The organism is Terrabacter sp. 01T434 (assembly GCF_056398545.1).
Genome location: NZ_JBFTPP010000001.1, coordinates 92409 through 113721, shown reverse-complemented (window position 1 = coordinate 113721; position 21313 = coordinate 92409). Strand labels below are relative to the sequence as shown.

At 70.4% G+C, this 21313-nt stretch carries 18 protein-coding genes; 7 read left to right on the top strand and 11 right to left on the bottom strand.

The features are described from left to right. Window positions 1–55 precede the first annotated feature (55 nt). The 6 genes from AC1DIW_RS00540 to AC1DIW_RS00515 all read left to right on the top strand — a co-directional run bounded on the left by AC1DIW_RS00540 (window position 56) and on the right by AC1DIW_RS00515 (window position 5058). Complete coding sequence (locus AC1DIW_RS00540; protein ID WP_478106096.1) at window positions 56–1117, top strand: NAD(P)-dependent alcohol dehydrogenase; 1062 nt, start codon at window positions 56–58, stop codon at window positions 1115–1117. Further along, a complete protein-coding gene (locus tag AC1DIW_RS00535) occupies window positions 1114–2025 on the top strand; it encodes an ABC transporter ATP-binding protein (protein WP_442280186.1) in 912 nt (303 codons plus the stop codon). Before AC1DIW_RS00540 ends, AC1DIW_RS00535 begins: the two co-directional genes overlap by 4 nt. Beyond that, window positions 2022–2873 carry an ABC transporter permease gene (locus tag AC1DIW_RS00530; protein ID WP_442280185.1) on the top strand — a complete coding sequence of 284 codons (852 nt, stop codon included), beginning with the start codon at window positions 2022–2024 and terminating at the stop codon, window positions 2871–2873. The genes AC1DIW_RS00535 and AC1DIW_RS00530 overlap by 4 nt, the downstream gene beginning before the upstream one ends. A gap of 43 nt (window positions 2874–2916) precedes the next feature. Further along, window positions 2917–3828 carry a DUF4386 domain-containing protein gene (locus AC1DIW_RS00525; RefSeq protein ID WP_478106095.1) on the top strand — a complete coding sequence of 304 codons (912 nt, stop codon included), beginning with the start codon at window positions 2917–2919 and terminating at the stop codon, window positions 3826–3828. Continuing rightward, on the top strand, window positions 3762–4520 hold the full coding sequence (locus tag AC1DIW_RS00520; RefSeq protein WP_478106094.1) for a DUF4386 domain-containing protein: 759 nt from the start codon (window positions 3762–3764) through the stop codon (window positions 4518–4520). Before AC1DIW_RS00525 ends, AC1DIW_RS00520 begins: the two co-directional genes overlap by 67 nt. Before the next feature lie 64 nt (window positions 4521–4584). Beyond that, window positions 4585–5058 carry a nitroreductase/quinone reductase family protein gene (locus AC1DIW_RS00515; protein ID WP_478106093.1) on the top strand — a complete coding sequence of 158 codons (474 nt, stop codon included), beginning with the start codon at window positions 4585–4587 and terminating at the stop codon, window positions 5056–5058. 258 nt (window positions 5059–5316) lie between these two features. Here AC1DIW_RS00515 and AC1DIW_RS00510 read toward each other — a convergent pair whose 3' ends face one another. The 10 genes from AC1DIW_RS00510 to AC1DIW_RS00465 form a co-directional block, all read right to left on the bottom strand. Continuing rightward, window positions 5317–6042, bottom strand: coding sequence for a TSUP family transporter (locus AC1DIW_RS00510; RefSeq protein ID WP_478106092.1), 726 nt, complete (start codon window positions 6040–6042; stop codon window positions 5317–5319). A gap of 31 nt (window positions 6043–6073) precedes the next feature. Then, window positions 6074–7492, bottom strand: a complete 1419-nt coding sequence (locus AC1DIW_RS00505; RefSeq protein ID WP_478106699.1) for an NAD-dependent succinate-semialdehyde dehydrogenase — start codon at window positions 7490–7492, stop codon at window positions 6074–6076. A 71-nt stretch (window positions 7493–7563) separates the two neighbouring features. After that, complete coding sequence (locus AC1DIW_RS00500; protein WP_478106091.1) at window positions 7564–8739, bottom strand: M24 family metallopeptidase; 1176 nt, start codon at window positions 8737–8739, stop codon at window positions 7564–7566. Next, complete coding sequence (locus tag AC1DIW_RS00495) at window positions 8729–11035, bottom strand: glycoside hydrolase family 31 protein (protein ID WP_478106090.1); 2307 nt, start codon at window positions 11033–11035, stop codon at window positions 8729–8731. Before AC1DIW_RS00495 ends, AC1DIW_RS00500 begins: the two co-directional genes overlap by 11 nt. Window positions 11036–11037: 2 nt before the next feature. After that, the gene (locus AC1DIW_RS00490) at window positions 11038–11853 is read right to left on the bottom strand and encodes a carbohydrate ABC transporter permease (protein ID WP_478106089.1); all 816 of its coding nucleotides are present in this window, start codon (window positions 11851–11853) and stop codon (window positions 11038–11040) included. A gap of 10 nt (window positions 11854–11863) precedes the next feature. Further along, the gene (locus tag AC1DIW_RS00485) at window positions 11864–12817 is read right to left on the bottom strand and encodes a carbohydrate ABC transporter permease (protein WP_478106088.1); all 954 of its coding nucleotides are present in this window, start codon (window positions 12815–12817) and stop codon (window positions 11864–11866) included. Window positions 12818–12820: 3 nt separating this feature from the next. Continuing rightward, window positions 12821–14149: an ABC transporter substrate-binding protein gene (locus AC1DIW_RS00480; RefSeq protein WP_442280176.1), complete on the bottom strand. Its 1329-nt coding sequence runs from the start codon at window positions 14147–14149 to the stop codon at window positions 12821–12823. A gap of 28 nt (window positions 14150–14177) precedes the next feature. Continuing rightward, a complete protein-coding gene (locus tag AC1DIW_RS00475) occupies window positions 14178–15599 on the bottom strand; it encodes a hypothetical protein (RefSeq protein ID WP_478106087.1) in 1422 nt (473 codons plus the stop codon). Continuing rightward, entirely contained in the window at window positions 15596–16495 is a 900-nt protein-coding gene (locus AC1DIW_RS00470; protein WP_478106086.1) for an aldolase, read from the bottom strand. Before AC1DIW_RS00470 ends, AC1DIW_RS00475 begins: the two co-directional genes overlap by 4 nt. Before the next feature lie 55 nt (window positions 16496–16550). Beyond that, a complete protein-coding gene (locus tag AC1DIW_RS00465) occupies window positions 16551–17522 on the bottom strand; it encodes a PfkB family carbohydrate kinase (protein ID WP_478106085.1) in 972 nt (323 codons plus the stop codon). A gap of 115 nt (window positions 17523–17637) precedes the next feature. Between AC1DIW_RS00465 and AC1DIW_RS00460 the strand changes: the two genes are divergently transcribed. Next, a complete protein-coding gene (locus tag AC1DIW_RS00460; RefSeq protein WP_478106084.1) occupies window positions 17638–18450 on the top strand; it encodes a DeoR/GlpR family DNA-binding transcription regulator in 813 nt (270 codons plus the stop codon). A gap of 137 nt (window positions 18451–18587) precedes the next feature. Here the strand turns inward: AC1DIW_RS00460 and AC1DIW_RS00455 are convergent, their stop codons facing one another. After that, window positions 18588–21263, bottom strand: coding sequence for an MGH1-like glycoside hydrolase domain-containing protein (locus tag AC1DIW_RS00455; protein ID WP_478106083.1), 2676 nt, complete (start codon window positions 21261–21263; stop codon window positions 18588–18590). Window positions 21264–21313 lie beyond the last annotated feature (50 nt).

The following is a 21313-nucleotide window of genomic DNA, read 5'->3' as shown; positions in this document are numbered from 1 at the left end:
GGACGACCACGCGCTCGCGCGCCCGAAGCCTGAGGATCCCCACCGAGGAGCACCCATGTCCACCGCCTCGAACCCCGCCCTCCCTCAAGAAGCCGACAAGACCAGCGGGACAACGCCTTTCAGCTCCGGAAGCACGATGCGAGCAGTCGTGCAGGACCGTTACGGGTCTGCCGACGTGCTGCACCTGGCCCGGATCCCGCGACCGAGTGCCGCCCCGCACGAGGTGCTGCTGCAGGTGTGTGCTGCCGGCGTGGCACGCGCGACCTGGCACGTGATGACGGGGCTGCCGTATGCCGGCCGGCTCGCGTTCGGGCTGCGCCGACCCAAAGAGCGGGTTCCCGGGATGGACGTCGCTGGGATCGTCGTGGCGGTGGGCTCAGCGGTGACCACCTTCGCCGAGGGCGACGAGGTCTTCGGTGTCGGCCGCGGATCCTTCGCCGACTACGCCGTCGCCCACGAGGACAAGCTGGCCGTCAAACCCCCGAGCCTCACCTTCGCGCAGGCTGCGGTGGTCCCCATCTCGGCGTCGACCGCCCTGCAAGCCCTGACCGACGTCGGCAAACTCCAGCCGGGTCAGAGCGTGTTGGTGATCGGCGCCTCCGGCGCCGTCGGCGGGTATGCCGTCCAGCTGGCCAAGGCCCTCGGAGCGACGGTCACCGGAGTGGCCAGCGGCGCCAAGCTGGACTGGGTCCGATCCCTCGGGGCCGACCACGTCATCGACTACACCCAGCAGGACTACGCCGACGGCACGGCCCGCTACGACCTGATCCTCGACCTGGCCGGAAACCCGTCTGTGTCCCGGTTGCGACGGGCGCTCGCGCCTGCCGGCACGGCCGTGCTGGTCGGCGGCGAGGCGGGTGGCCACCTCACCGGCGGGATGAACCGGCAGCTGGGCGCACTGGCCCTGTCCGGGCTCGTCCGGCAGCGCCTCACCATGCTTCTCGCGAAGCAACGCTGCAGCGACCTGGAGCGACTCACCGACTTCATCCGGGCCGGGGTGGTGACCCCGCGCATCGACCGGACCTACCCTCTGGCGGACGCGGCGGACGCGATGCGCCACCTCACCGACGGCACGGCGCGCGGGCAGATCGCGATCACCATGGGGCTCCCGCGATGATCCGGGTCGAGTCCGTCACCAAGAGGTACGGCCCCTTCACCGCCGTCGACGACGTGACGTTCACCGCCGCGCCTGGCCGGGTCACCGGCTTCCTCGGCCCGAACGGAGCCGGCAAGTCGACGACGTTGCGGATCGTCGTCGGCTTGACCCCGGCCACCTCGGGTACTGCGACGGTGGTGGGTCGTCTTTTCGCCGACCTGCCCAACCCCGGCCTGGAGGTCGGCGTGCTGCTGGACGCCTCCGCGCAACATGCCGGACGTACCGGACGAGAGATCCTGACGTTGGCCCAGCGGACGATGGGCGTGCCCGCTGACCGCGTCGAGGAGATGCTCGACCTGGTCAGCCTCACCCCCACCGAGGCCGGACGCCGGGTGCGGAACTACTCCCTCGGGATGCGGCAGCGACTGGGCATCGCCGCAGCACTGCTCGGGCAACCGGAGGTGCTGATCCTGGACGAACCCGCCAACGGGCTCGACCCGGCCGGCATCCGCTGGATGCGGGACCTGCTGCGCGACTATGCAGACCGGGGTGCCACTGTGCTGCTCTCCTCACACCTGCTGCACGAGATCGAGGTCATCGCCGACGACCTCGTCGTCATCGGCAACGGTCGCATCGTCGCCAAGGGCACCAAGGCCGAGCTGCTGCAATCCGCCGGGACCCTCGTCAGAACGACCAGCGTGGACACCCTCGCCGGCGCGCTCAGCGCCGCCGGCGTCCTGTCCAGCCACAGCGGTGCAACCGGGCACGGCGACGCCCTTCGGGTGGAGGCCGAGCCCGACGTCGTCGGCCGGATCGCCCACACGGCCGGCGTGACGCTGCTCGAGCTCCGTCCCGCCGAGGGCGCCGGACTCGAGGACCTGTTCCTCGAGCTGACCGCCGACACGCAACGCGAAGGAGCAGTCGCATGACCGCCATCCCGCTCGAGCCAGTCCTCGCAGGTTCCCCCTCCGTCGAGACGGACCCCCGCCAGGACGTCGCACCCCGCTCGGCGCGCACTGTGGCGCCGGCGCGCATCCCCCTCGCACGGATCGTCTCCGTCGAGCTGCGCAAGTCCTTCGACACCCGGTCCGGGTTCTGGCTGCTCGCCAGCATCGGCATCGCCTCGTTCCTGGCCACGGCTGGGGTCGTCCTCTGGGCGGCCCGCGACCAGCTGACCTACAGCACCTTCACCCTCGCCGTCGGCTTCCCCATGGCCGTGATCCTGCCGGTCATCGCGATCCTGTCGGTCACCGCCGAATGGACCCAACGCAGCGGCCTGACCACCTTCACGCTCGTCCCGCACCGGGGCCGTATCGTCTTCGCCAAGGCCATCGTCGCCATCTCGATCGCCGTCGCCTCGATGCTCGTCGCCTTCGTCATCGGAGCGCTCGGCAACCTCCTGGCCGCGGCCCTCGCCGGCCGCGACGCCGTCTGGGACCAAGGCGTCGCCACTCTGGCCGCCATCGTGCTGGGCAACACGCTCGTCGTCCTCATCGGCTTCATGCTCGGGGTGCTGATCCGCAACTCCACGGCCGCCATCGTGGCCTACTTCGTCTACGCGTTCGTGGCCCCACCACTGTTGGAGCTGCTCGCCGCCAACCAGGCGTGGTTCCACGACCTCTACCCCTGGGTCGACCCCAACGTCACCCAGAACCTGCTGTTCCACGGTCCACTGGTCGGCCAGCAGTGGCTCCAGCTCGCGGTCACGACAGCCGTCTGGCTGGTCGCGCCCCTGCTCGTGGGCCTCTGGACGCTGCAGCGCTCGGAAGTCAAGTAGCCGACTCCGGGGTCTGAACCCGACACAGGGAAAGCAGGAAGCCATGTCACCGCGAACACGCACCGTGCCGCCGCCTCTGCAGGGCGAGCCGATCCCGCCGCCGCAACGGACGGCCGACGCGGCCGACCCCGCCCGGGCCCTGCGCACGGCCAGCCTGGTCGCCGGGATCGGACTGGCCCTGCTCACCGTCCTGGCAGTCTTCGGCAACTTCGTCGTCCTGCAACGACTCATCACGCCGGGCGACGCGACCACCACGACAACCGCCATCGCGAACTCCGCGGCGCTCTTCCGATGGGGCGTCGCCAGCCTGCTCGCGGTCGCCGCGCTCGACGTCGTCGTGGCCGCCGCGTTGCTGCGGCTGTTCACCCCGGTGAACCCGGACGTCTCCCGCCTCGCCGCCTGGTTCAGACTCGCCTACGCGGGCGTGTTCGTCGTCGCGGTGAGCCAGCTGGCCGGCATACGGCCCCAGCTCGACACCCCTGACCAGGTCCAGCGGTCCATCGACTCCTTCGATGACATCTGGCACGCCGGCCTCATCCTGTTCGGCGTCCACCTGCTGCTGATCGGCTACCTGGCCCACCGGTCCGGCTTCATCGCCAGGGTCATCGCGGTCCTGCTCCTCATCGCCGGGATCGGCTACCTCGTCGACGGTTTCGGCACCGTGATCGTCGCCGGCTACTCCCTCGAGGTCGCGCGCGTCACCTTCGTCGGCGAAGCGGTGCTCATCTTCTGGTTGCTCATCCAGGGCCGACGCCTCACCGTTCGCGGCGACGGCACGATCACGTCCCTCACGGGCGCCTCGATCCTGACGCGTCAGGATCGGGGCTCCCCTCTCCCGCGCCGCCTCCGGAGACGCGTCGCAGTTCCACCTCGATCAAAGAAGCCACCATGTCAACAGCAACGATCGACCCCGTCTCCCCCGCTCCAGCGGGCACCCCGGCGCGAGCCCCGATGACCTCAGTGCGCAAGACCGCGCTCGCCGCGGGTGTGCTCTACCTGATCAGCTTCGTCTCGATCCCGACCCTCGCCCTCTACAGCGGGGTCAAGGACCCGACCTACCTACTCGGCTCCGGGCCGGACACCCCCGCCCTCGTCGGTGGGCTCCTGGAGGTCATCGTCGCCCTCGCGGGCGTCGGCACCGCGGTCATCCTGTATCCCGTGGTCAAGCGCCAGCACCAAGGGATCGCACTGGGCTTCGTCGGCACGCGGACCCTCGAGGGCGCGGGCATCATCGCCGGCGTCGTCGCCCTGATGACGGTGGTGTCCCTGCGGCAGGCCGGAGTCGGAGCCGCTGGACTGGTCACTGCCCACGCCTTGACCAGCATGTACGGATGGGCGTTCCTCTTCTCGCAGTCCCTGATGCCCGCTCTGAACGCGATGCTGCTCGGCTCCCTGCTGTATCGGTCCCGCCTCGTGCCGCGGGCCCTTCCCACCATCGGGCTCATCGGAGCCCCGCTGCTGCTGGCCTCCGTCATCGGGGTCCTGTTCGGCGCCTTCAGCGCCGTCTCCGCCCCAGCCCTGCTCCTCGCGATCCCGATCGCTGTCTGGGAGTTCTCCCTCGGCGTCTACCTCGTCGTCAAGGGCTTCAGGCCCTCCCCTCTCACCATCGGAATGACCACAGCCGGCGCAGAACCCGCGACCGTGTGACCCACCGCTCGAGCCCGGAGTCGAGAGCACCCCTCTCAGCCGGCCCACCACCCTGGAGGACACCGTGACCGGCAGCCCTGCGCGCTACATCGCCCCCACCGGATGGGGTGACATCGCCTTCATGAAGGCGGTCCGGTGGCTCACCGAGCGCGGGATCAGCCTGCTCGGGTCACGCGTCCTCACCGTGGCCGGGCGCACCTCCGGCACGCCGCGCAGCGTCCCCGTGAACCTGCTCGCGCTGGACGGCGAGCGCTACCTCGTCGCCCCCCGGGGCAACACCCAGTGGGTCCGCAACGTCCGCGCCGCGGTCGGCGCCGAGCTCCGCGTGGGGCGTCGGGTCGAGCAGGTCCGGCTCATCGAGCTCCCCGTCGAGGACCGGGTCCCCGTGCTGCGCGCCTACCTTCAGCGCTGGGGCTGGGAAGTCGGAAGGTTCGTCGAGGGTCTGACAAAGCGGTCCACCGACGCCCAGCTCGCTGACGCGGCACCAGGCATGCCTGTGTTCCGGGTCGAGCCGACCACCGGGCCCAGCGTGGGCTGAACACGGCATGGCGTCCCCGACGATGTCGAGGCAGTCGATGACGGGGTGAAACGTGGCCGCTATGACCGCTCCCCACGCGAATCGCTCCGCTGACAGGGACGGCGTCGGTCCACACCCCGGTGCAGTTGCATGAGCTCGCGCAGACGACGACCGTCTCGCGCTGGTTGGCGATGCCGCAGGCGGACAGGTCGGCAGCCTGCCGGCCGGCGTGGCCGAGCGCCGCGTCGACGACGCGCACGGTGTTGCCCGGGGCGGCGGTCACCAGGCGAGGAGTCCCTTGACGACGGTGAAGACGGCACCGGCCAGGGCGAGACCGATGGCGAGCCGTCGGGCGACCTCGTGGTCGACCCGCCGCGAGAGCAGCTCCCCGCCGACGAGCCCCACGGCGAGGGCGCCGAACGAGACGATGAGCGCAGCCGGCGAGACGTGGGGCAGCCCGCCCTTGGCGGTGAGCGAGGCGAGGTTGACGAAGATCGAGTAGAACTGGAACGTCGCGACGAACTTGCGGTGCTCCCAGGCGGTGCTCACGGCATACAGCACGATGGCAGGCCCGCCGACGCCGGCGGTCACGTTCATGAAGCCGCTCGCCCCACCCGCGACCACGGCGCCGCCCGTGCCGCGGAGCACCCTCGCGCGGTCGCTCAGCACGACCGCCGACAGCGCGACGATCACGGTGAGACCGATGATGACCATGAGGGGCGCGGGCGGCACGTTGCGAGCGACCCACGCGCCCAAGGGAATCGTGGCGAGGGCCGGCACGACGAGCAGCAGGGCCTTGCGCCACTCGGTGTCACGCCACAGGGTCACGAAGACGACGCAGCTCACGACCAGTCCGAGGAGGTTCGACAGGACGACCCCCTCGAAGGGCCCGGCGACGAGCACGAGCAGGGGTGCGCACACGAGGGCGAAGCCGACCCCCGTGACGCGTTGGGTCAGGGCGCCGGCCACCACTCCCAGTGGTAGCAGCACGAGCTCGGTCGTCATGTCCTCGGTCTCCCTGCATCTCGTCTTCGGGTCAGAGACCGACCGACAGGTAGCGCACGTCCTCGAACTCCTCGAGGCCCACGGACGCCCCCTCACGGCCGAGCCCGGACTGCTTGACCCCGCCCATGGGGGCGAAGGCGACCGACGGCAGGGCGTTGTTGACGCCGACGATGCCGGCCTCGAGTCGCTCCGCCGTGCGCCAGCACCGTGACAGGTCGCCCGACCACACATAGGCCGCGAGCCCCATCTCGGTGCGGTTGGCGGGTGCGATCGCCTCGTCGAGGTCGCGGAAACGGAAGACCGCGGCCGCGGGTCCGAAGACCTCCTCGGTGGCGATGGCGGCCGAGTCGGGCACCTCGGCGAGCAGGGTGGGCGCGACGAAGGTGCCGCCCTGCGGCAGCTCCCGCTCGCGGGTGAGTCTCCGCGCCCCCTGTGAGATCGCCTCGTCGACAAGGGAGTTCACGGCCTCGACCCTCGCGGCGTCGATGACCGGACCGAGGTCGGGGCAGTGGTCGGCCAGGCCGTCGCCGATGCTCATGGCGTCGATCCTGGCCACGAGCCGCTCGACGAACTCGTCGTGCACGTCCTCGTGCACGACAAAGCGGTTGGCGGCGATGCACGACTGACCGGTGTTGCGGAACTTGGCGAGCATCGCCCCCTCGACGGCGGCGTCGAGATCGGCGTCGTCGAGCACGACGAAGGCCGCGTCACCGCCGAGCTCGAGCAGCGGTCGCACGACCCGACGGGCTGCGCTCGCCATGATCTCGCGACCGACGAGGGTCGACCCCGTGAAGGTCACGGCCCGGACGGCGTCGTGGTCGAGCAGGGTCTGAGTGATCTCGCGCGCAGGTCCGTGCACGAGGTTGACGACACCCGGGGGAACCCCGGCGTCGTCGAGCGCGCGGATCATCTCGGTCGCCGCGAGGGGCGCCTTCTCGGAGACACGGGCCACGACGGTGCAGCCAGCCGCCAGCGCGGGCGCGAGCTTCCGGGCCTGGATCGAGCACGGGAAGTTCCACGGCGTCAGGGACGCGACGACGCCGACGGGTCGGCGCACGGTGACGTGCCGTCGGTCGCCCGCCTCGTGCGGAATGACCTCGCCGTTGGGACGCCGCGCCTGCTCGGCGAACCACCGGAAGTACTCGGCGCTGAAGGCCAGCTCGCCGACCGCCTCCGGCAGGCGCTTGCCGGCTTCACGGGCGAGCAGGGCGCCCAGGGTGTCGGCGCGCTCGGCGATGAGCCTGGAGGCGTCGAGCAGGATGTCGGACCGGCGCCGGGCCGGCAGGTCGGACCACGCGCCGAAGGCGCGCGCGGCAGCGTCGGCGGCGCGCTGCGCGGCCTTCGGGCCTGACCATGCGACGTGGCCGACCACCGACCCGTCGACAGGGTTGGTGACCTCGAGGGCGGAGTCTCCGTCCTCCCAGGCGCCGTCGATGAGCTGGCTGGGCATGGTGGTCACTGCGTCTCCTTGGTGGGTCTGCTTGTGGAGCAAGCGAATCGGCTTTGTCGGCTGGGAGTGAGTCAGGGCACGAGCACGTCGGGGCGGCTGCGACCCCCGACCTCGAGGCTGGGCCAGAGCTCGTCCGTGACCAAGGTTCGTGGGCCGTCCGGCAGCACGAGCGTCGTGTCCTCGACCTTCCAGCCGGCGGCGCTGGGATTCCAGGCGACGACGGCGCCGTCACCGAGCACGACGTCGCTCGATGGGTGCGCCGGGAACTCCCGTGGCTGGAAGCCGCTCAGGCCGCCCTGGTGGTGCCGGTGCCACTCCTCGGGAGCGAACCCCTGTCGGGCGTATGCCGCACAGCCGTCCGACACGACGTCGCCGAGCCGAGCCCCGACCCGTGTGGCATCGAGGAAGGCCTGCTCCACCCGCAGCAGCCGGGCGTAGGTGTCGCGCTGCTCGTCGTCGAACGGCGTGAACGAGACGATGCGGGTGACGCTCGCGACGAGCCCGTGCCGTCGGCCGCAGGCGACGAGCATCGCCCGCTCGCCGACCGTCTCGGCCAGCGGCAGCGGGTGGCGGTGGGTGTCGAGGTGGTCTGCGCCCCCGACGAGGAGGACGATCGGGTCGAGCTCTCGCTCGAGCAGCTGACGAGCGAGCTCACCGGCAGCGGCATAGCCGGTCATGGCCGGGGACAGCGTGAGCGCGGCGGCGGTCGCTGCGGCGGCCGTGTCGCGGCACACGGCGGCGAGCAGGTCCTGCTGGCGCTGCGTCAGCTGTCGCCGCAATGCAGCGAGGTCCGCGCCCACCCCGGTGCCGTCGGCGCGCGGACGGTCGCTGCCGACCCGATGGCCTGTGGGCAGCTTGCCGTCGCGCGACTCCCACCAGGGCACGACCTCCCAGCGGAGATCACACACGGTGTCGAGGCCGGCCAGCTCGCTGTCGCGCAGTCGAGGGGCCTCGATGGCGTTCGTGACGACGGTCAAGCCAGGCCGCACGCTCGCGCCGTCGACGCCGTCGACGTCGTCACCTAGGTGCACGACGACGTCGAGACACGCGGAGTCAAGGGTCTGCGGCACGTTGACGCGTGCCCCGAGCAGCCAGGTGAGGGCGGCCGGCTCGCGCAGGACGAGCGTGTCGAGGTCCAGGGCCCGCGCGAGGCCGCGCAGCCGGGCGAGCTTCTCGCCCAAGTCGATCCAGCGGTCGGCCGCGGCACCGGAGGGCGGTCGCACGTCGAACCCGACCTCAGGCGCCATGGCGGAGCACCTCGTCCGCGATGACCGCCGGCTGAGAGTCGAAACCGACGAGGGTCGTCCCGGCAGCCTCGGCTACGCCGTAGGCGTGCAGGGTCCACGGGCGACCGTGGAGGTCCTGCACGGAGCGGACGCCCTCGTCGACCTCGACCCGGGGGATGACGGCACCGCCGCGCACGAGGACCGGCATGCGCTCCAGCGGGACGTCGACGGTGTGGAAGCCGGGACCGGCATACCGGGTGTCGTCGTGCAGGTCGAACCACTCGCCCTCGGGCACGTAGAACGTGCGTCGCACCGGTGCGGCGCCGTCGTCGAAGACCGGCACGACGAGCAGGTCGCTCCCGAGGAGGAAGCTGTCGTCGACACTGCGGGCCACTCGGTCGGCGGCGTGGTGCAGGCCCAGGGGGCGCAGCACCGGCCAGCCCTGCGCCGCCGATTCGAGCGCCACCTGCCACAGGTAGGGCAGCAGCGAGTAGCGCAGACGCACCCACTCGCGGCAGATCTCGAGAGCCTCGTCGCCGAAGGCCCACGGCTCACGGGGACGCAGGCCGTGCGCCCGCATGAGCGGTGACAGCGCGCCGAGCTGGGTCCAGCGCACGTAGAGCGCCGGCGTGAGCTCGGGTCCGAAGAACCCGCCGATGTCGTGGCTCCAGAAGCCCGGCGCACTCATGGCGTAGGACAGGCCGCCCCGCACCGTGGCCTGCATGCCGACGACCGTCGACTCCGCGTCGCCGGCCCACTGGCCGGGGTAGCGGTGCGAGCCCGCCCATCCACTGCGTCCCCACACGAGCGGGGGCCGGTCGGTGAACTCGGCGATCGCCTCGGAGACCGCACCGTTGTAGCGCAGGGGGTAGAGGTTGTGGGCCTGGTTGGCCGGGGTGCCGTCGAAGAACGCCACGTCATCGGGCAACGCCTCGCCGAAGTCGGTCTTGAAGACGGCCACGCCGTCGTCGAGGAAGTCCTGGTGCATCTGCTGCCACCACCGCTTGGCCGCCGGGTTGGTGAAGTCGATGAGCGCGCGCATCCGGCCGTCCGGGGTCGGCGTCTTCTGGATGGCGGCCAGGCTGCCGTCGGTGCGGCGGACGAGATAGCCCTCCCGCTCGGCCTCCTCGAAGATCGGCGAGGCCGGGTCCAGATAGGGCAGCTCCCAGACCGACAGCCGCAGGCCGAGCTCGGCGAGGTCGTCGACGAACTGCTTGCGCTCGCCGAAGCGGCTCGTGTTCCAGATGAAGTCCGTGTTGAGCCGGTCGACGACGAGCCAGTCGGGGTCGAGGTGGAGCACGTCCATCGGCACGCCGTACGCGCGGGCGGAGCGCCCGACCTCGAGCATCTCCTCGCTCGTGTGGTAGCGGCATCGCCCCATCCAGTAGCCGAACGCCCACGGCTGCGGCGCCTTCGCACGTCCCGTCAGGGCCGTGTATGCCGTGAGGCGGGTTCTCGGGTCGGCGCCGGCGAAGACATAGAGGTCGATCGCGGAGTCGTCGAGCCCGAGGGAGAGCACGGACGGCATCGAGTGGCCGACGTCGGCTGTGACCACCGCGCCCGTGTTGACGAAGCCGGTGTAGCCCTGCGACGAGTGCCACACGGGGACCGGCTTGTAGGCCAGTCCGGTCCCGGTGCCACAGGCGTCCTCGCTGCGCAGGCGCAGTCGCTGGCCGTTCTTGACGAGCCGCCCGAACTGCTCGCCGAAGCCGAGCACGTCCTCGTCGGGGTCGAGCTCGAGGTTGAGCGTCGTCCCCCCGTCGTCGACCACGACCGAGGGGGCCGTCAGCAGACCGGCTACCTGCCGGAGGCGGTCGGCCGTGCGCAGGAGGGTCGCACCAGTGGCCCGCTCGACGAGGCGCAGGGTGAAGGGGGCACGGCCCACCTCGAGACGCAGGTCCGTGGTCGTCACGACGACATGGGTGTCGGTCTGCTCGACCTCGAGCGTCTCGGGTGCGGGTGACGGGTCGACGACGATGCCGAGGCCGGTGCCGTCGTCGCCCAGCACGGCCGCGCCTGCCGGGGCGAGGGTCAGTCGCAGGCACGAGGGCTGCGGCGCGCTGACCCGAAGCTCGAAGGCGGTGGCGTCGGTCGGGGGCAGCTCGATGTCGGGCAGGTTGGGCATCTGCGTCTCGATGCCCTGGGCCTCGAGGGGCTCCCCCGTGAGCCAGCCGGGCATGACCCCGAGCTTGACCCCGGGCAGGGCGTCGACCGAGAGCGTCACGCTCCGGCCGGTCGCGTCGGCTTGCGCGGCTCGCACCCGGCGCAGCAGCAGGGTCCCTGAGGCGGTGGGCGGGGTGGACGATGACGGGTGCACGGTCATCCCTTCACGGCGCCGGCGGTGATGCCGGCGACGAAGTAGCGCTGGAGGAAGACATAGGCGATGACGATGGGCGCGGATGCCACGACGACGCCGGTGAAGAGCAGCGGATAGTCGGTGAGGAACTCACCCTGGAAGGACAGCAGCGCCACAGGGATCGTGCGCTTGGCCGCGTCGCTGATGAAGAGGAGCGGGTAGAGCAGGTCGTTCCAGTGGATGACGAAGAGGAAGATCGCGGTCGCCGGCAGTGACGGCACCGACACGGGCAGCACGACGGAGCGGTAGGTGCGCCACGGTCCGGACCCGTCGACGGCAGCCGCCTCGAAGAGCTCCTTGGGCAGCGTCTTGAGGAAGCCCGTCATGATGAAGACGGCGATCGGCAGCGTCGTCACGATGTTGATGAGGACGAGGCCGAGCAGCGAGTTGGTCAGGCCGAACGTCTCGAACTGGACGTACTGCGGGATCATGTTCGCCTGGGCCGGCACGGCCATGCCGAGGACGATGAAGCCGAAGAGCAGGGCGCTCTTCCAGCCCGTCGTCCGGGCGATCCCGTACGACGCGAGGCTCGCGACGAAGAGGGTCAGCGGCACCGAAAGGCCGGTGACGATGACGCTGTTGCGGAAGGCCACGCCGAGTCCGGACTCGCCGACGACCTTCTGGTAGTTGCCGCCCCGCCAGGTGGTGGGCGGCGCAAAGGGCGAGGCGAAGAGGTCCTGGCTGGTCTTGAAGCTGCCGAAGATCACGACGACGAGCGGCACGATCACGAGCACGGCATACACGGCGAGGACGGCGCGGCGGGTCAGTTGGTAGCTCATGGGGCTCTCCTCACGCGTCCGGGTTGCTGGCCTTGACGGCCCGACGCTGGATCCAGGTGATGGCGGCGATCAACGCCATGAAGACGAGCGACTCCGCTGCGGCGTAGCCGAACTGGGAGTTGGCGAAGCCCGAGTAGATGCGGGTCGACAGGATGTCGAGGGAGCTCTTGGGCGGGTTGCCGCCGAGACCGAGGATGAGGTCGAAGGCCTTGAACGACTGGACGGTCGTGTAAGCCATGACGATGGCGGTGGCGGGTGCGACCATCGGCAGGGTGATGTGGCGGAACTGCTGCCACCGGCTCGCGCCGTCGGTCTCGGCCGACTCGTAGAGCTCCTGCGGAATCTGCTGCAGGCCGGCGATGAAGATGATCATCATCTGGCCGACGTGGAACCAGACCTGCGTCAGCGCGACCCAATAGATCGCCTGGTTGTCGTTGCCGAGGAAGGCACTCTGGAAGCGGCCGAGCCCGACGGCCTCGAGGACCGAGTTGATGAGCCCGAAGTTCGGGTCGTAGACGAACTTCCAGATGAAGGCGACCGAGACGCTGGACAGGATCGTCGGGAAGAAGAAGACCGAGCGCAGGGCCACCGAGGACTTCGAGTTCTTCGAGAGGAAGACGGCGAGCACCAGCGAGAAGATCGTCTGGAACACGACGACGACCAGCATGAACTTGATGTTGTTGCTCAGGGCGTTGCGGAAGAGGTCGTCACTGGTGAGGATCGTGACGAAGTTGTCGAGGCCGACGAACTGCGCGGTCGGGCTGAAGCCATCCCAGTCGGTGACGGAGTAGATCACTCCCTGGATCGTCGGGATGACGAAGAAGGTCACGTACAGCACCAGAGCCGGCACGGGGAAGAGCCACAGCGCGGGGTGCGCCGCCATCGGGTTGCGGCCGGCCGGCTTCTCCGGCATCGGGAGGGTCGGCGCCTCGGGTGGGCTCGCTGGCGTCAGGGTCGTCGACATGGGTCACTTCCGCTTCTGGTCGACGACGGCCTGGGCCTTCTCGGCCGCCTGGTCCGGAGAGGTGCCGCCCACGACCGCGACGCAGGCAGCCTCGACGGCAGCACGGATGTCGAGGTTGTTGAACTGGAACCGCGGCGCGAGGAGCGTCTTCTTGGCGAGCCACGGCGCGTTGTGCTTCAGGTCGGCGTTCGTGTAGTCGACGTTCTTGACGGTCACGTGCTGCGACGTCCCGTTGGCGTAGACGCCCGCGTTGACAGGGTCGGAAAGGAACTGCAGCCACTTGAGGGCGGCGTCCTGGCCGCTGCCTGCCGTGTTGACCCCGAGGATGAAGGTCGCGTTGTAGATGCCTTCGTACTTCGCCTTGTCGGCAGCGACAGTGATCGGGGCGATGAGTCCCACGGGGAACTTCGCCCCGAGCTTGCGCACGGCACCGATGTGGAAGGAGCCCGTCGCGAGCATGCCGGCCTTGCCGCTCGCGAAGAGCTGCTGCAGCGGCTCCGAGCTCGTGCCCGTCGAGTTGGCCTCGAAGTAGGGGGCGAGCTGCTGGTACTGCTTGAGGGTCGCGAGGAACCAGTCGTCGGTGACCTTCCGTGTGCCGGCCTCGATGTCGGCAAAGGCCGTGTCGGTCGGCATGTTGTTCATGACCATCGAGTTGATGAGCTGGCCGGAGTTGGCCGGCTCACCCCCCGGCCAGGCGATCGGGGTGAGGCCCTTGGACTTCAGCTTGTCGCAGAGCGAGAGGAAGCCGTCCCAGTCGGTGGGCGCCGAGCTCACGCCGGCGGACTCGAAGGCGTCCTCGTTGAAGATCGGCATGTTGAAGACGAGCTGGTAGGGCAGGCCCATCTGGGCCCGACTCGTCGCCTGTCCCGCCTTGATGAGTTCTGCGTAGTAGCCGTCGACGAAGGGCTGGGCGCCCAGACCGGCATACAGCCCGGCCTTGTTCATGTTGACGAACTGCGCGCCGCGGAAGGCGACGAAGGCGGTGCCGATCGTGCCGCCCTTGATCTTCTGCAGGGCGGTGCTCTGGTAGTCGTTCGAGGGCGAGATGTCCTGGACGACGGTGGCCTGCGGGTTGGCCTTGACGAACGTGGCGATCAGGGTGTCGAAGACCGCCTTGTCCTCGGCTCGCCAGTGGGCGAAGGACACCTTGCCCGTGGCGGGTGAGGCTTTGACGGCAGGGAGCACCTGCGCCGCCGCGCCGCCCGCGGCGGAGCCGCTGCCTCGCGAGGTGATCGTGGGTCCCACACAGGCGCTGAGCGCGCCTCCGAGGCCGACAGCACCGAGTCCGTGCAGGAGTCGGCGTCGGCTGATGGTGCTGTGCTGGTCAGACATCGTTGTCTCTCCTTCAGATCCTGCGGAACTACCAGTCGACGACCGCGATCCCCAGCAGGTCGGCGGCAGCACGCAGCTGCGGGCGCACGTCGGACCACGCGAGGACGGTGTGGTGCGGGAAGCCACCGGTGACGAGACCGGTGACGAACTGCGTCGCGTCGCCGTCGAGGCGGACGGCGGCGGTGTTGCCCTGGAAACGGTTGGGCTCGGGCACGGACTCGCCGGAGGCGAGCAGGAGCCGGAGGCTGCCCGGCCGTGCCGGGTCCTCCGTGAGGCGGGCCATGACGACGGGCCCCGTGCGCAGCGGGAAGTTGCCCGCCACGCCGATCTTGCGGTTGCAGTGGGTGAACTGCGTTGCGTCCGAGGGATTCTCGGCCAGAGAGGTGGCCGCGGCACCGCAGTGCCAGAGGCGCACGACGTTGCGCTCGCCGTCCAGGTCGACGGTGTCGACGAGGTAGGTGGTGCCCGAACCGAGCGCCTCCATCAGGAGCATCGTGACGGCGCCGTAGACGTCGCGCTCACACGCGGTCGGCGTGCCCTCGTCCGCGACGCGGGAGAGCGAGGAGCACGGGCAGGCGCCGAGCTGGGTCGGGAACTCCGGCCAGCAGCGGATTGCCATGCCCGACAAGGACTCCCGGTCGCGCCAGCCGCGCATGGCGGTGGTGATCCGGGCCGAAGTGAGCGCCTGACCGCCGTCGACCGCAGCCAGCGACGGTTGGGCGTCGACGGCAGCGGCGTGCTCGGCCTCGGCCTCGTCGTCGCTCACCGCGTCGACGCACTCGAACATCGACTCGACGGGGATCTCGTCGATCTCGATGCCGAAGAGGCGCTGGAGGAGCTCACCGTCGTACTGGCTCGGGGTGAAACCGGGGGGCGCGTCGCCGACGAGCCCGAGCCGGCGGCCGCGCAGCGAACCGAGGGCCACCTTCACACCGTCGGCGTCGGCTCGGGGCCCGCGCGTGGTGGGTGCCGGCACGACCGCGGGCAGCTGACCGGCGAGCGCCGCCTCGAGGGCGCGCCGCGTGGCGGGCTCGTCGGGGTTGCCGTAGACCAGCCGCGGGGTGCGCTGTGCGTGCACGACCAGGGCGTGGCCGAAGAGGTTGGCGCCGCACATCGAGTTGAGCCAGAGTCGGTCACCGACAGGGCCGGGCTCACGGAAGGACCAGAGCAGGACGGGCTGGTCGAGCTCGCCGTAGAGCTCGAGGGCCGGGGTGGCGTCGGAGAAGGACGCACAGACGTTGATGACGAGGTCGGCGTCACGCGAGACGAAGGTCTTGGCGGCCGCGACGTCGTCGGGCGTCATGACCAGCTCCTCCGGCCCGATCACGTCGGCGCCGAGCTCGACGAGCAAGGCGCGTGCCTCGTCGGCCAGGCGGCGCGCCACGTCGACGGCGAAGGTGGGCCGCGCAGTGGGCACGAGGACGACGCGCGGTGCAGTGGCGGCGCTCACGACTGCACGACCTCGTCGACGATCTGGCCGAGCCGCTGCAGGCGCGGGATCGAGACCTCGTGGAGGTCACGCTCGACGTCGTCACTGCCGATGACAGAGGCCCACACGGCACGGCCGGCCAGGAAGCCCGAGGCGCCCTCGCGGCAGGCGAGCTCGACGGACCGCGGGAAGAGGTCGGCCGGCACCCCGGACGACAGGACGACCCACGGGGAGGAGACCGCTTCGGTGATCTGGGCGCAGGCGCGGCGGATCTCCTCCTCGCTGCCCTGTCCCTTGAACGGCACCTCCGCCTTGTAGAGGTCCGCGCCGAGGGAGCCGAGCTCGCGCGCGGCCTCGATGATGCAGGCTTCCGCGTCCCAGTTCCCACCGGAGCGGGGCGCCTTGGCGACCGGCTCGATGATGCTGACGAGGCCCGCCGCCCGGCAGCGGTCGACGAACTCCTCGACCATCTCGATACGGCCGGAGGCGGCCTCGTCGGGGCGGTGGATGACGAGCAGCTTCATGGCCACGGCGCCCTGCTCGCGCACCGCGGCCGGGTCGACGGCGCGGTCGATCTCGACCGCGGTGACGAACTCGCCGTTGCCCGCGATGAAGTGGTCTGCAGCCGCGATGAGGCCGCAGGTCGGCGCGACGGCACCGGCGTCGACGACGGCGTCGAAGGCGAACTGCTTGTCGACGAGCACCGCGGAGGCGAACGGCGAGAGCACCCGCGTCGCGGCGAGCTTGAAGTCGGTCAGCTGGGCGTCCGTCACCGGGGCGCTCTGGTGCTCCGCGAACATGGCTCGCATCGCCTCGCGTTGGTCGACGGCGAGCATGGCGAAGCCACCACTGGGCCGTGCCACGTCCGCCAGCCCGAAGCGCCTGCTCGTCGGTGTCTCGTCGGTGATGTCGGTCATGCCTGCTCCTGGGTGAGGTGGTCGACCCACGGCGGGTCGAGGGGTGGTCGGAGATTCAGTGGGTGTCGGACGGCGCGGGCGCGGCCGCGCCTGCCGTCGACCCGATCGCCTGGTCGGCGCCGGTGTCGCGCGCCGGGTCGCGAGCCATGGTCGCGAGGACCTCGGCCGGACGGGGGATGCGCGAGCGTCCGTCGAGGCCGCGGCAGGACAGTGCAGCCGTGACGTTGGCGAAAACCAGCTGCTCGGCGAGCGGCAGGCCCCGCACCACGGCTGCGACGAGCGCGCCGTGGAAGACGTCCCCGGCGCCGAGGGTGCTCAGCACCCGGACGGCGAGGGCGGGCGCGTGTGCGCCCTGCCCGGACGACGTGCGGCCGTAGGATCCCTTCGACCCGTCCGTGGCGACGACGGTGCGGCAGCCGAGGGCGATGCTCGCCTCGAGTAGCTCGTCGACCGAGCGGGCCTCACCGTGGATGCGGCGCAGCGCCTCGACGGTCGGCACGTAGAGGCCGACCCCTCGGGCGTCGAAGCCGGGGATGGGGTTGCCGGCGTCGACGCACAGCCGCGCGCCGTCGCGGACGAGACCGGCACGATGCACCGGCTCCCACCCTGCGTGGTCGACGTGGACGAGGGGGGCGGAGGCGATGAGGTCGGCGCCAGCCGAGACGTCGATGCGCGGCGCCGGTCGGTTGCAGATCGCCCGGGTGCCGCGGCTGCGGTCGACGATGACGACACTCGCCGCGGTGGACTCCCCCGCGGCGACGGAAACGCCCGTGACATCGACACCCTCGCCCTCGAGGCCGCTGATCACGGCGCGACCGTTGGCGTCGTCCCCCACCGTGCCGACGAAGGCACTGCGCACCCCGAGCCGAGCGGCGGTTACGGCAGCGGTCGCGGCGGGGCCCCCACCGGCATACGACACCTCGTCAGCGACGATGCGTTCGTCGGCGCCCGGGAAACCGGGGACCAACGCTATGGCGTCCAGCGTGGCCACTCCGACGAAGACCGCCTCGATGTCACGTGAGGTCATGCGCTCCAGCACTCCTTCGGGCCGCTTCGGTGGGGATGTTGATACGCTAACAGTCGATGTTGGAAAGTCAACAGTTTCGCGGTGAGAAGTCCACGAATTCCCGTATGCTGGGCGCATGAGAGAAACGGTCGGGGATGCCCTCAGCGAGGTTTCGGCGCTGCGCTACGACACGGCTCCCGAGCGCCGGCAGAGCATCCTCGAGGCGGTGGAGGGCGCCGGGTTCGTGTCCGTCACCGAGCTGACCCGCACCCTCGGGGTCTCCGACATGACCGTGCGACGCGACCTGCGCAAGCTGGCCCACGACGGCCGGGTGCGCATCGTGCACGGTGGAGTGAGCGCGCTGCGACCGGCGCTGCACTCGCCGGAGTTCACCGGTCGCGCCGAGGAGCACGCCGAGGGCAAGCAGGCGATCGGCGAGACCGCCGTGGCGGCCCTCGACAGCCGGGCGACGGTGGCCATCGACGCAGGCACGACCACGTATGCCGCCATGCAGGCGCTCCCCGCGGACTTCCTCGGCACGGTGGTGACGCACTCGGTGCCCGTCATGCAGCTCGCCCTGACCCGCGGGCTCGGCCGAGTCGTCGGTCTCGGTGGTGAGCTGCTGCCGAGCAGCCAGGCGTTCGTCGGTCCGCGCACGGTCGAGGCCACGAAGGGACTGCGCGTCGACACCCTCCTGCTCGGCGCCGCCGCCGTCGGCAAGCACGGCATCTACGTGTCGACGGACAACGAGCGACCCACCAAGCTCGCCCTCATGGGCATCGCCGAGCGCATCGTGCTCCTGGTCGACGCCAGCAAGTTCACGACCTCGGCGCCCGTGCTGCTCTGCGGCTGGGACGCCATCACCGGCGTCATCAGCGACGCTGCCCCGCCACCCGAGATGGCCAAGCGCCTGGGCAAGCTCCCCGAGGGCATCCGCGTCGTCGGCTGATCACGCCACGAGTACCTCGATCGCCATCTCGACATTGGTTTCGAACGGCAGACCACCAACGATGATCGACCCCACCGCCTCGTCGTCGTGAACGACTCACGCCGACGTCCGGGGTTGCTCAGCTGAACGTCCGCTGGTTACTCGTCGTGGGGGAACGGGCGGCTGAACACCTTCCGGGCTCGGCTGGGCGCGTCGAGGAGCAGGTCGACCACCAGCGCCGTCCATCCGGTCTGGTGGCTGGCGCCGAGTCCGGCGCCGTTGTCGCCGTGGAAGTACTCGTGGAAGAGCAGGTTGTTCCTCCACACAGGGTCGTCGGCGAGGAGTGGCTGACCGCCGAAGACCGGGCGCCGTCCGGACGCGTCGGGCAGCCAGATGCCGATGAGGCGGTCGGCGAGGTCGGCAGCGACCTCGCGGAGCGTCTGTTGGCGGCCGGAGCCGGTGGGGTGCTCGACGGTGAACTCGGAGCCCAGCAGTTCGTCGTAGAGCAACAACGATCGCACCACCAGGTAGTTCGTCGGCATCCACACCGGGCCTCGCCAGTTCGAGTTCCCGCCGTACATCGGGGTGGTGGACTCGGCCGGTTCGTAGTCGATGGCGGCGCCGGGAAGCCCGGGGACGACGTACGTCTCGCGGTGCCTGCGGGACAGGGAGCGCAGCCCGTGTGGCGACAGGAAGGCGTCCTCGTCGAGGAGATGGGTCAGGGTGCGGCGGGCCTGGTCCGGGGTCACCAGGGAGACGACGGCACGGTGCACTCCCCCGGACTCGCGGATCGGGAAGACCCGTCCCTGGTCGCTTTCGGATGCATCGAGGCGGCGAGCCGCGGCCTTGCGCACGGTGGCGAGCCGCTGCACCTGGTCGAGGGGCACGCCGACGGTGGCCAAGATGGGGATGACACCGACGAGGGTCTGCACCTTGATCGGGGTGCTGTTGCCGTCGGCGTCGATGAGACGGTCGTAGAAGAACCCGTCGTCTGCGTCGTAGAGCCCGGACCTCGCGAGCGCCTCGGAGATCATGACGAACTGCTCGAGGAACTTGACGACCATGTCGTCGTAGACGGGCTTCTCGGCCGCGAGCAGCAGGGCCAGGATCGACATCGCCAGCGAGTAGGCCGCCATCCAGGCGGTACCGTCTGCCTGCTCGATCCGGACGCCGTCGGGGAGGTGGGACCGGTCCACCGGGCTGATGTTGTCCAGGCCGAGGAAGCCGCCGCCGAAGAGGTTGTTGCCGTCCGGGTCCTGGCGGTTGAGCCACCACGTGAAGTTGAGCAGCAACTTCTGGAAGACCCGCTCCAGGAACGCCGTGTCGGTGGACCCGTCGATGACGAAGACGCGCAGGGCCGCGAGCGCGTGCACGGGCGGGTTGACGTCGTCGAAGTTCCACTCGTAGGCCGGGAGCGCGCCGTTGGGGTGCTGGAACCACTCACGCAGGAGCACGGTCAGCTGGTACTTGGCGAACGCCGGGTCGAGATGCGCCCAGGCGATCGCGTGGAAGGCCAGGTCCCATGCGGCGAACCACGGGTACTCCCACGGGTCCGGCATCGCGAGCACGTCGAAGGCGTCGAGTTGGCGCCAGCCGGCATTGCGGATGTGCCGGTGCGACTCCGGTGGGGGCGGGCCGGCCGGGTCGCCGTCGAGCCACCGGCTCACCCGGTAGGGGTACATCTGCTTGCTCCACACCAGACCGGCGGCCGCCTGCCGGAGTACGCGCCTTCGCTCCTCGTCGAGGTCGGGCCCGAGTGCGGCGTAGAACTCGTCGGCGTCGCTGCGCCGGGCAGCGAGCACCCGGTCGCATGCCTGCTCCTCCCAGGGCGACGCGGCCGGCGGCCGGTGGAGCCGGAGGCGAACCTGTCGCGTCTCCCCAGCTGGAACCGTCAGTCGGTACCAGAAGGCTGCCTTGGTGCCCCGCTGGCTCGGGTTCACGGTGTCGGCCCCGCCGACGACGTGGTCGTTGATCCCGTCCTTCGGGAACGCGGTGACGCCGGGAGCTCCGTACAGTCGCGCCAAATTGGTTTCGTTGTCGCAGAAGAGCGCTCGCGGACTCGTGCCGTCGGCCGCCGGCGCGGCCTGCAGCCGGTAACCACCGAGCCGAGGATGCTCGACCACGATCGAGTCCGCGTCGAGCGAGAGGCTGGGCAGGTCGGTGCGCTGTGACCAGCGCCAGGTGTTCCGGAACCAGAGGGTGGGAAGGACGTGCAGGGACGCCTCCTCGGGCCCGTGGTTCGTGGCCACGATCGACATGTAGAGGTCGGTGGCCGAGGCCTTGGCATAGGTCACGTCGACGGACCAGTAGCGCCCCTCGTCGAAGACGCCGGTGTCGATGAGCTCGAACTCGAGATCCCGGAGACCGCGGCGCGCGTTCTCCTCGACGAGACGCTGGTAGGGGAACTCCGCATGCGGGTAGTGGTAGCGCCACTGGAGCAGAGCGTGGCTGGGCAGCCCCTCCAGATACCACCAGCACTCCTTGGCATCCTCGCCGTGGTTGCCCTGCGGCCCCGTGAGCCCGAACATGCGCTCCTTGAGGATCGGGTCGCGCCCGTTCCACAAGGCGAGGCCGAGGCACAGTTCGTGGCGGATGTCGGAGATCCCCGCCATGCCGTCCTCGTTCCAGCGGTATGCCCGCGACCTGGCATGGTCGTGCGGGAACGACGACCACGCGTCACCGTCCCCGCTGTAGTCCTCGCGCACCGTGCCCCAGGCCCGCTCGGAGAGGTAGGGCCCCCACTCGTACCACGGGTTCGCTGTGAACAGGTCGTCGTCGGCTCTGCCCGTGGCCTCGGCCAGACGGCGGTGTTCGGCCGTGTCGTCGCGAGTCATGAAACTTCTCCTCCGATGCCGCGGGGCGCACGCGACGCGGAACAGGCGCG

Bases quoted from the DNA above. Each gene is read 5' to 3' on its own strand.
- AC1DIW_RS00540 (WP_478106096.1), top strand. From the start codon at position 56: ATGTCCACCGCCTCGAACCCCGCCCTCCCTCAAGAAGCCGACAAGACC.
- AC1DIW_RS00535 (WP_442280186.1), top strand. From the start codon at position 1,114: ATGATCCGGGTCGAGTCCGTCACCAAGAGGTACGGCCCCTTCACCGCC.
- AC1DIW_RS00530 (WP_442280185.1), top strand. From the start codon at position 2,022: ATGACCGCCATCCCGCTCGAGCCAGTCCTCGCAGGTTCCCCCTCCGTC.
- AC1DIW_RS00525 (WP_478106095.1), top strand. From the start codon at position 2,917: ATGTCACCGCGAACACGCACCGTGCCGCCGCCTCTGCAGGGCGAGCCG.
- AC1DIW_RS00520 (WP_478106094.1), top strand. From the start codon at position 3,762: ATGTCAACAGCAACGATCGACCCCGTCTCCCCCGCTCCAGCGGGCACC.
- AC1DIW_RS00510 (WP_478106092.1), bottom strand. From the start codon at position 6,042: ATGACGACCGAGCTCGTGCTGCTACCACTGGGAGTGGTGGCCGGCGCC.
- AC1DIW_RS00505 (WP_478106699.1), bottom strand. From the start codon at position 7,492: ATGCCCAGCCAGCTCATCGACGGCGCCTGGGAGGACGGAGACTCCGCC.
- AC1DIW_RS00500 (WP_478106091.1), bottom strand. From the start codon at position 8,739: ATGGCGCCTGAGGTCGGGTTCGACGTGCGACCGCCCTCCGGTGCCGCG.
- AC1DIW_RS00490 (WP_478106089.1), bottom strand. From the start codon at position 11,853: ATGAGCTACCAACTGACCCGCCGCGCCGTCCTCGCCGTGTATGCCGTG.
- AC1DIW_RS00485 (WP_478106088.1), bottom strand. From the start codon at position 12,817: ATGTCGACGACCCTGACGCCAGCGAGCCCACCCGAGGCGCCGACCCTC.
- AC1DIW_RS00480 (WP_442280176.1), bottom strand. From the start codon at position 14,149: ATGTCTGACCAGCACAGCACCATCAGCCGACGCCGACTCCTGCACGGA.
- AC1DIW_RS00470 (WP_478106086.1), bottom strand. From the start codon at position 16,495: ATGACCGACATCACCGACGAGACACCGACGAGCAGGCGCTTCGGGCTG.
- AC1DIW_RS00465 (WP_478106085.1), bottom strand. From the start codon at position 17,522: ATGACCTCACGTGACATCGAGGCGGTCTTCGTCGGAGTGGCCACGCTG.
- AC1DIW_RS00460 (WP_478106084.1), top strand. From the start codon at position 17,638: ATGAGAGAAACGGTCGGGGATGCCCTCAGCGAGGTTTCGGCGCTGCGC.
- AC1DIW_RS00455 (WP_478106083.1), bottom strand. From the start codon at position 21,263: ATGACTCGCGACGACACGGCCGAACACCGCCGTCTGGCCGAGGCCACG.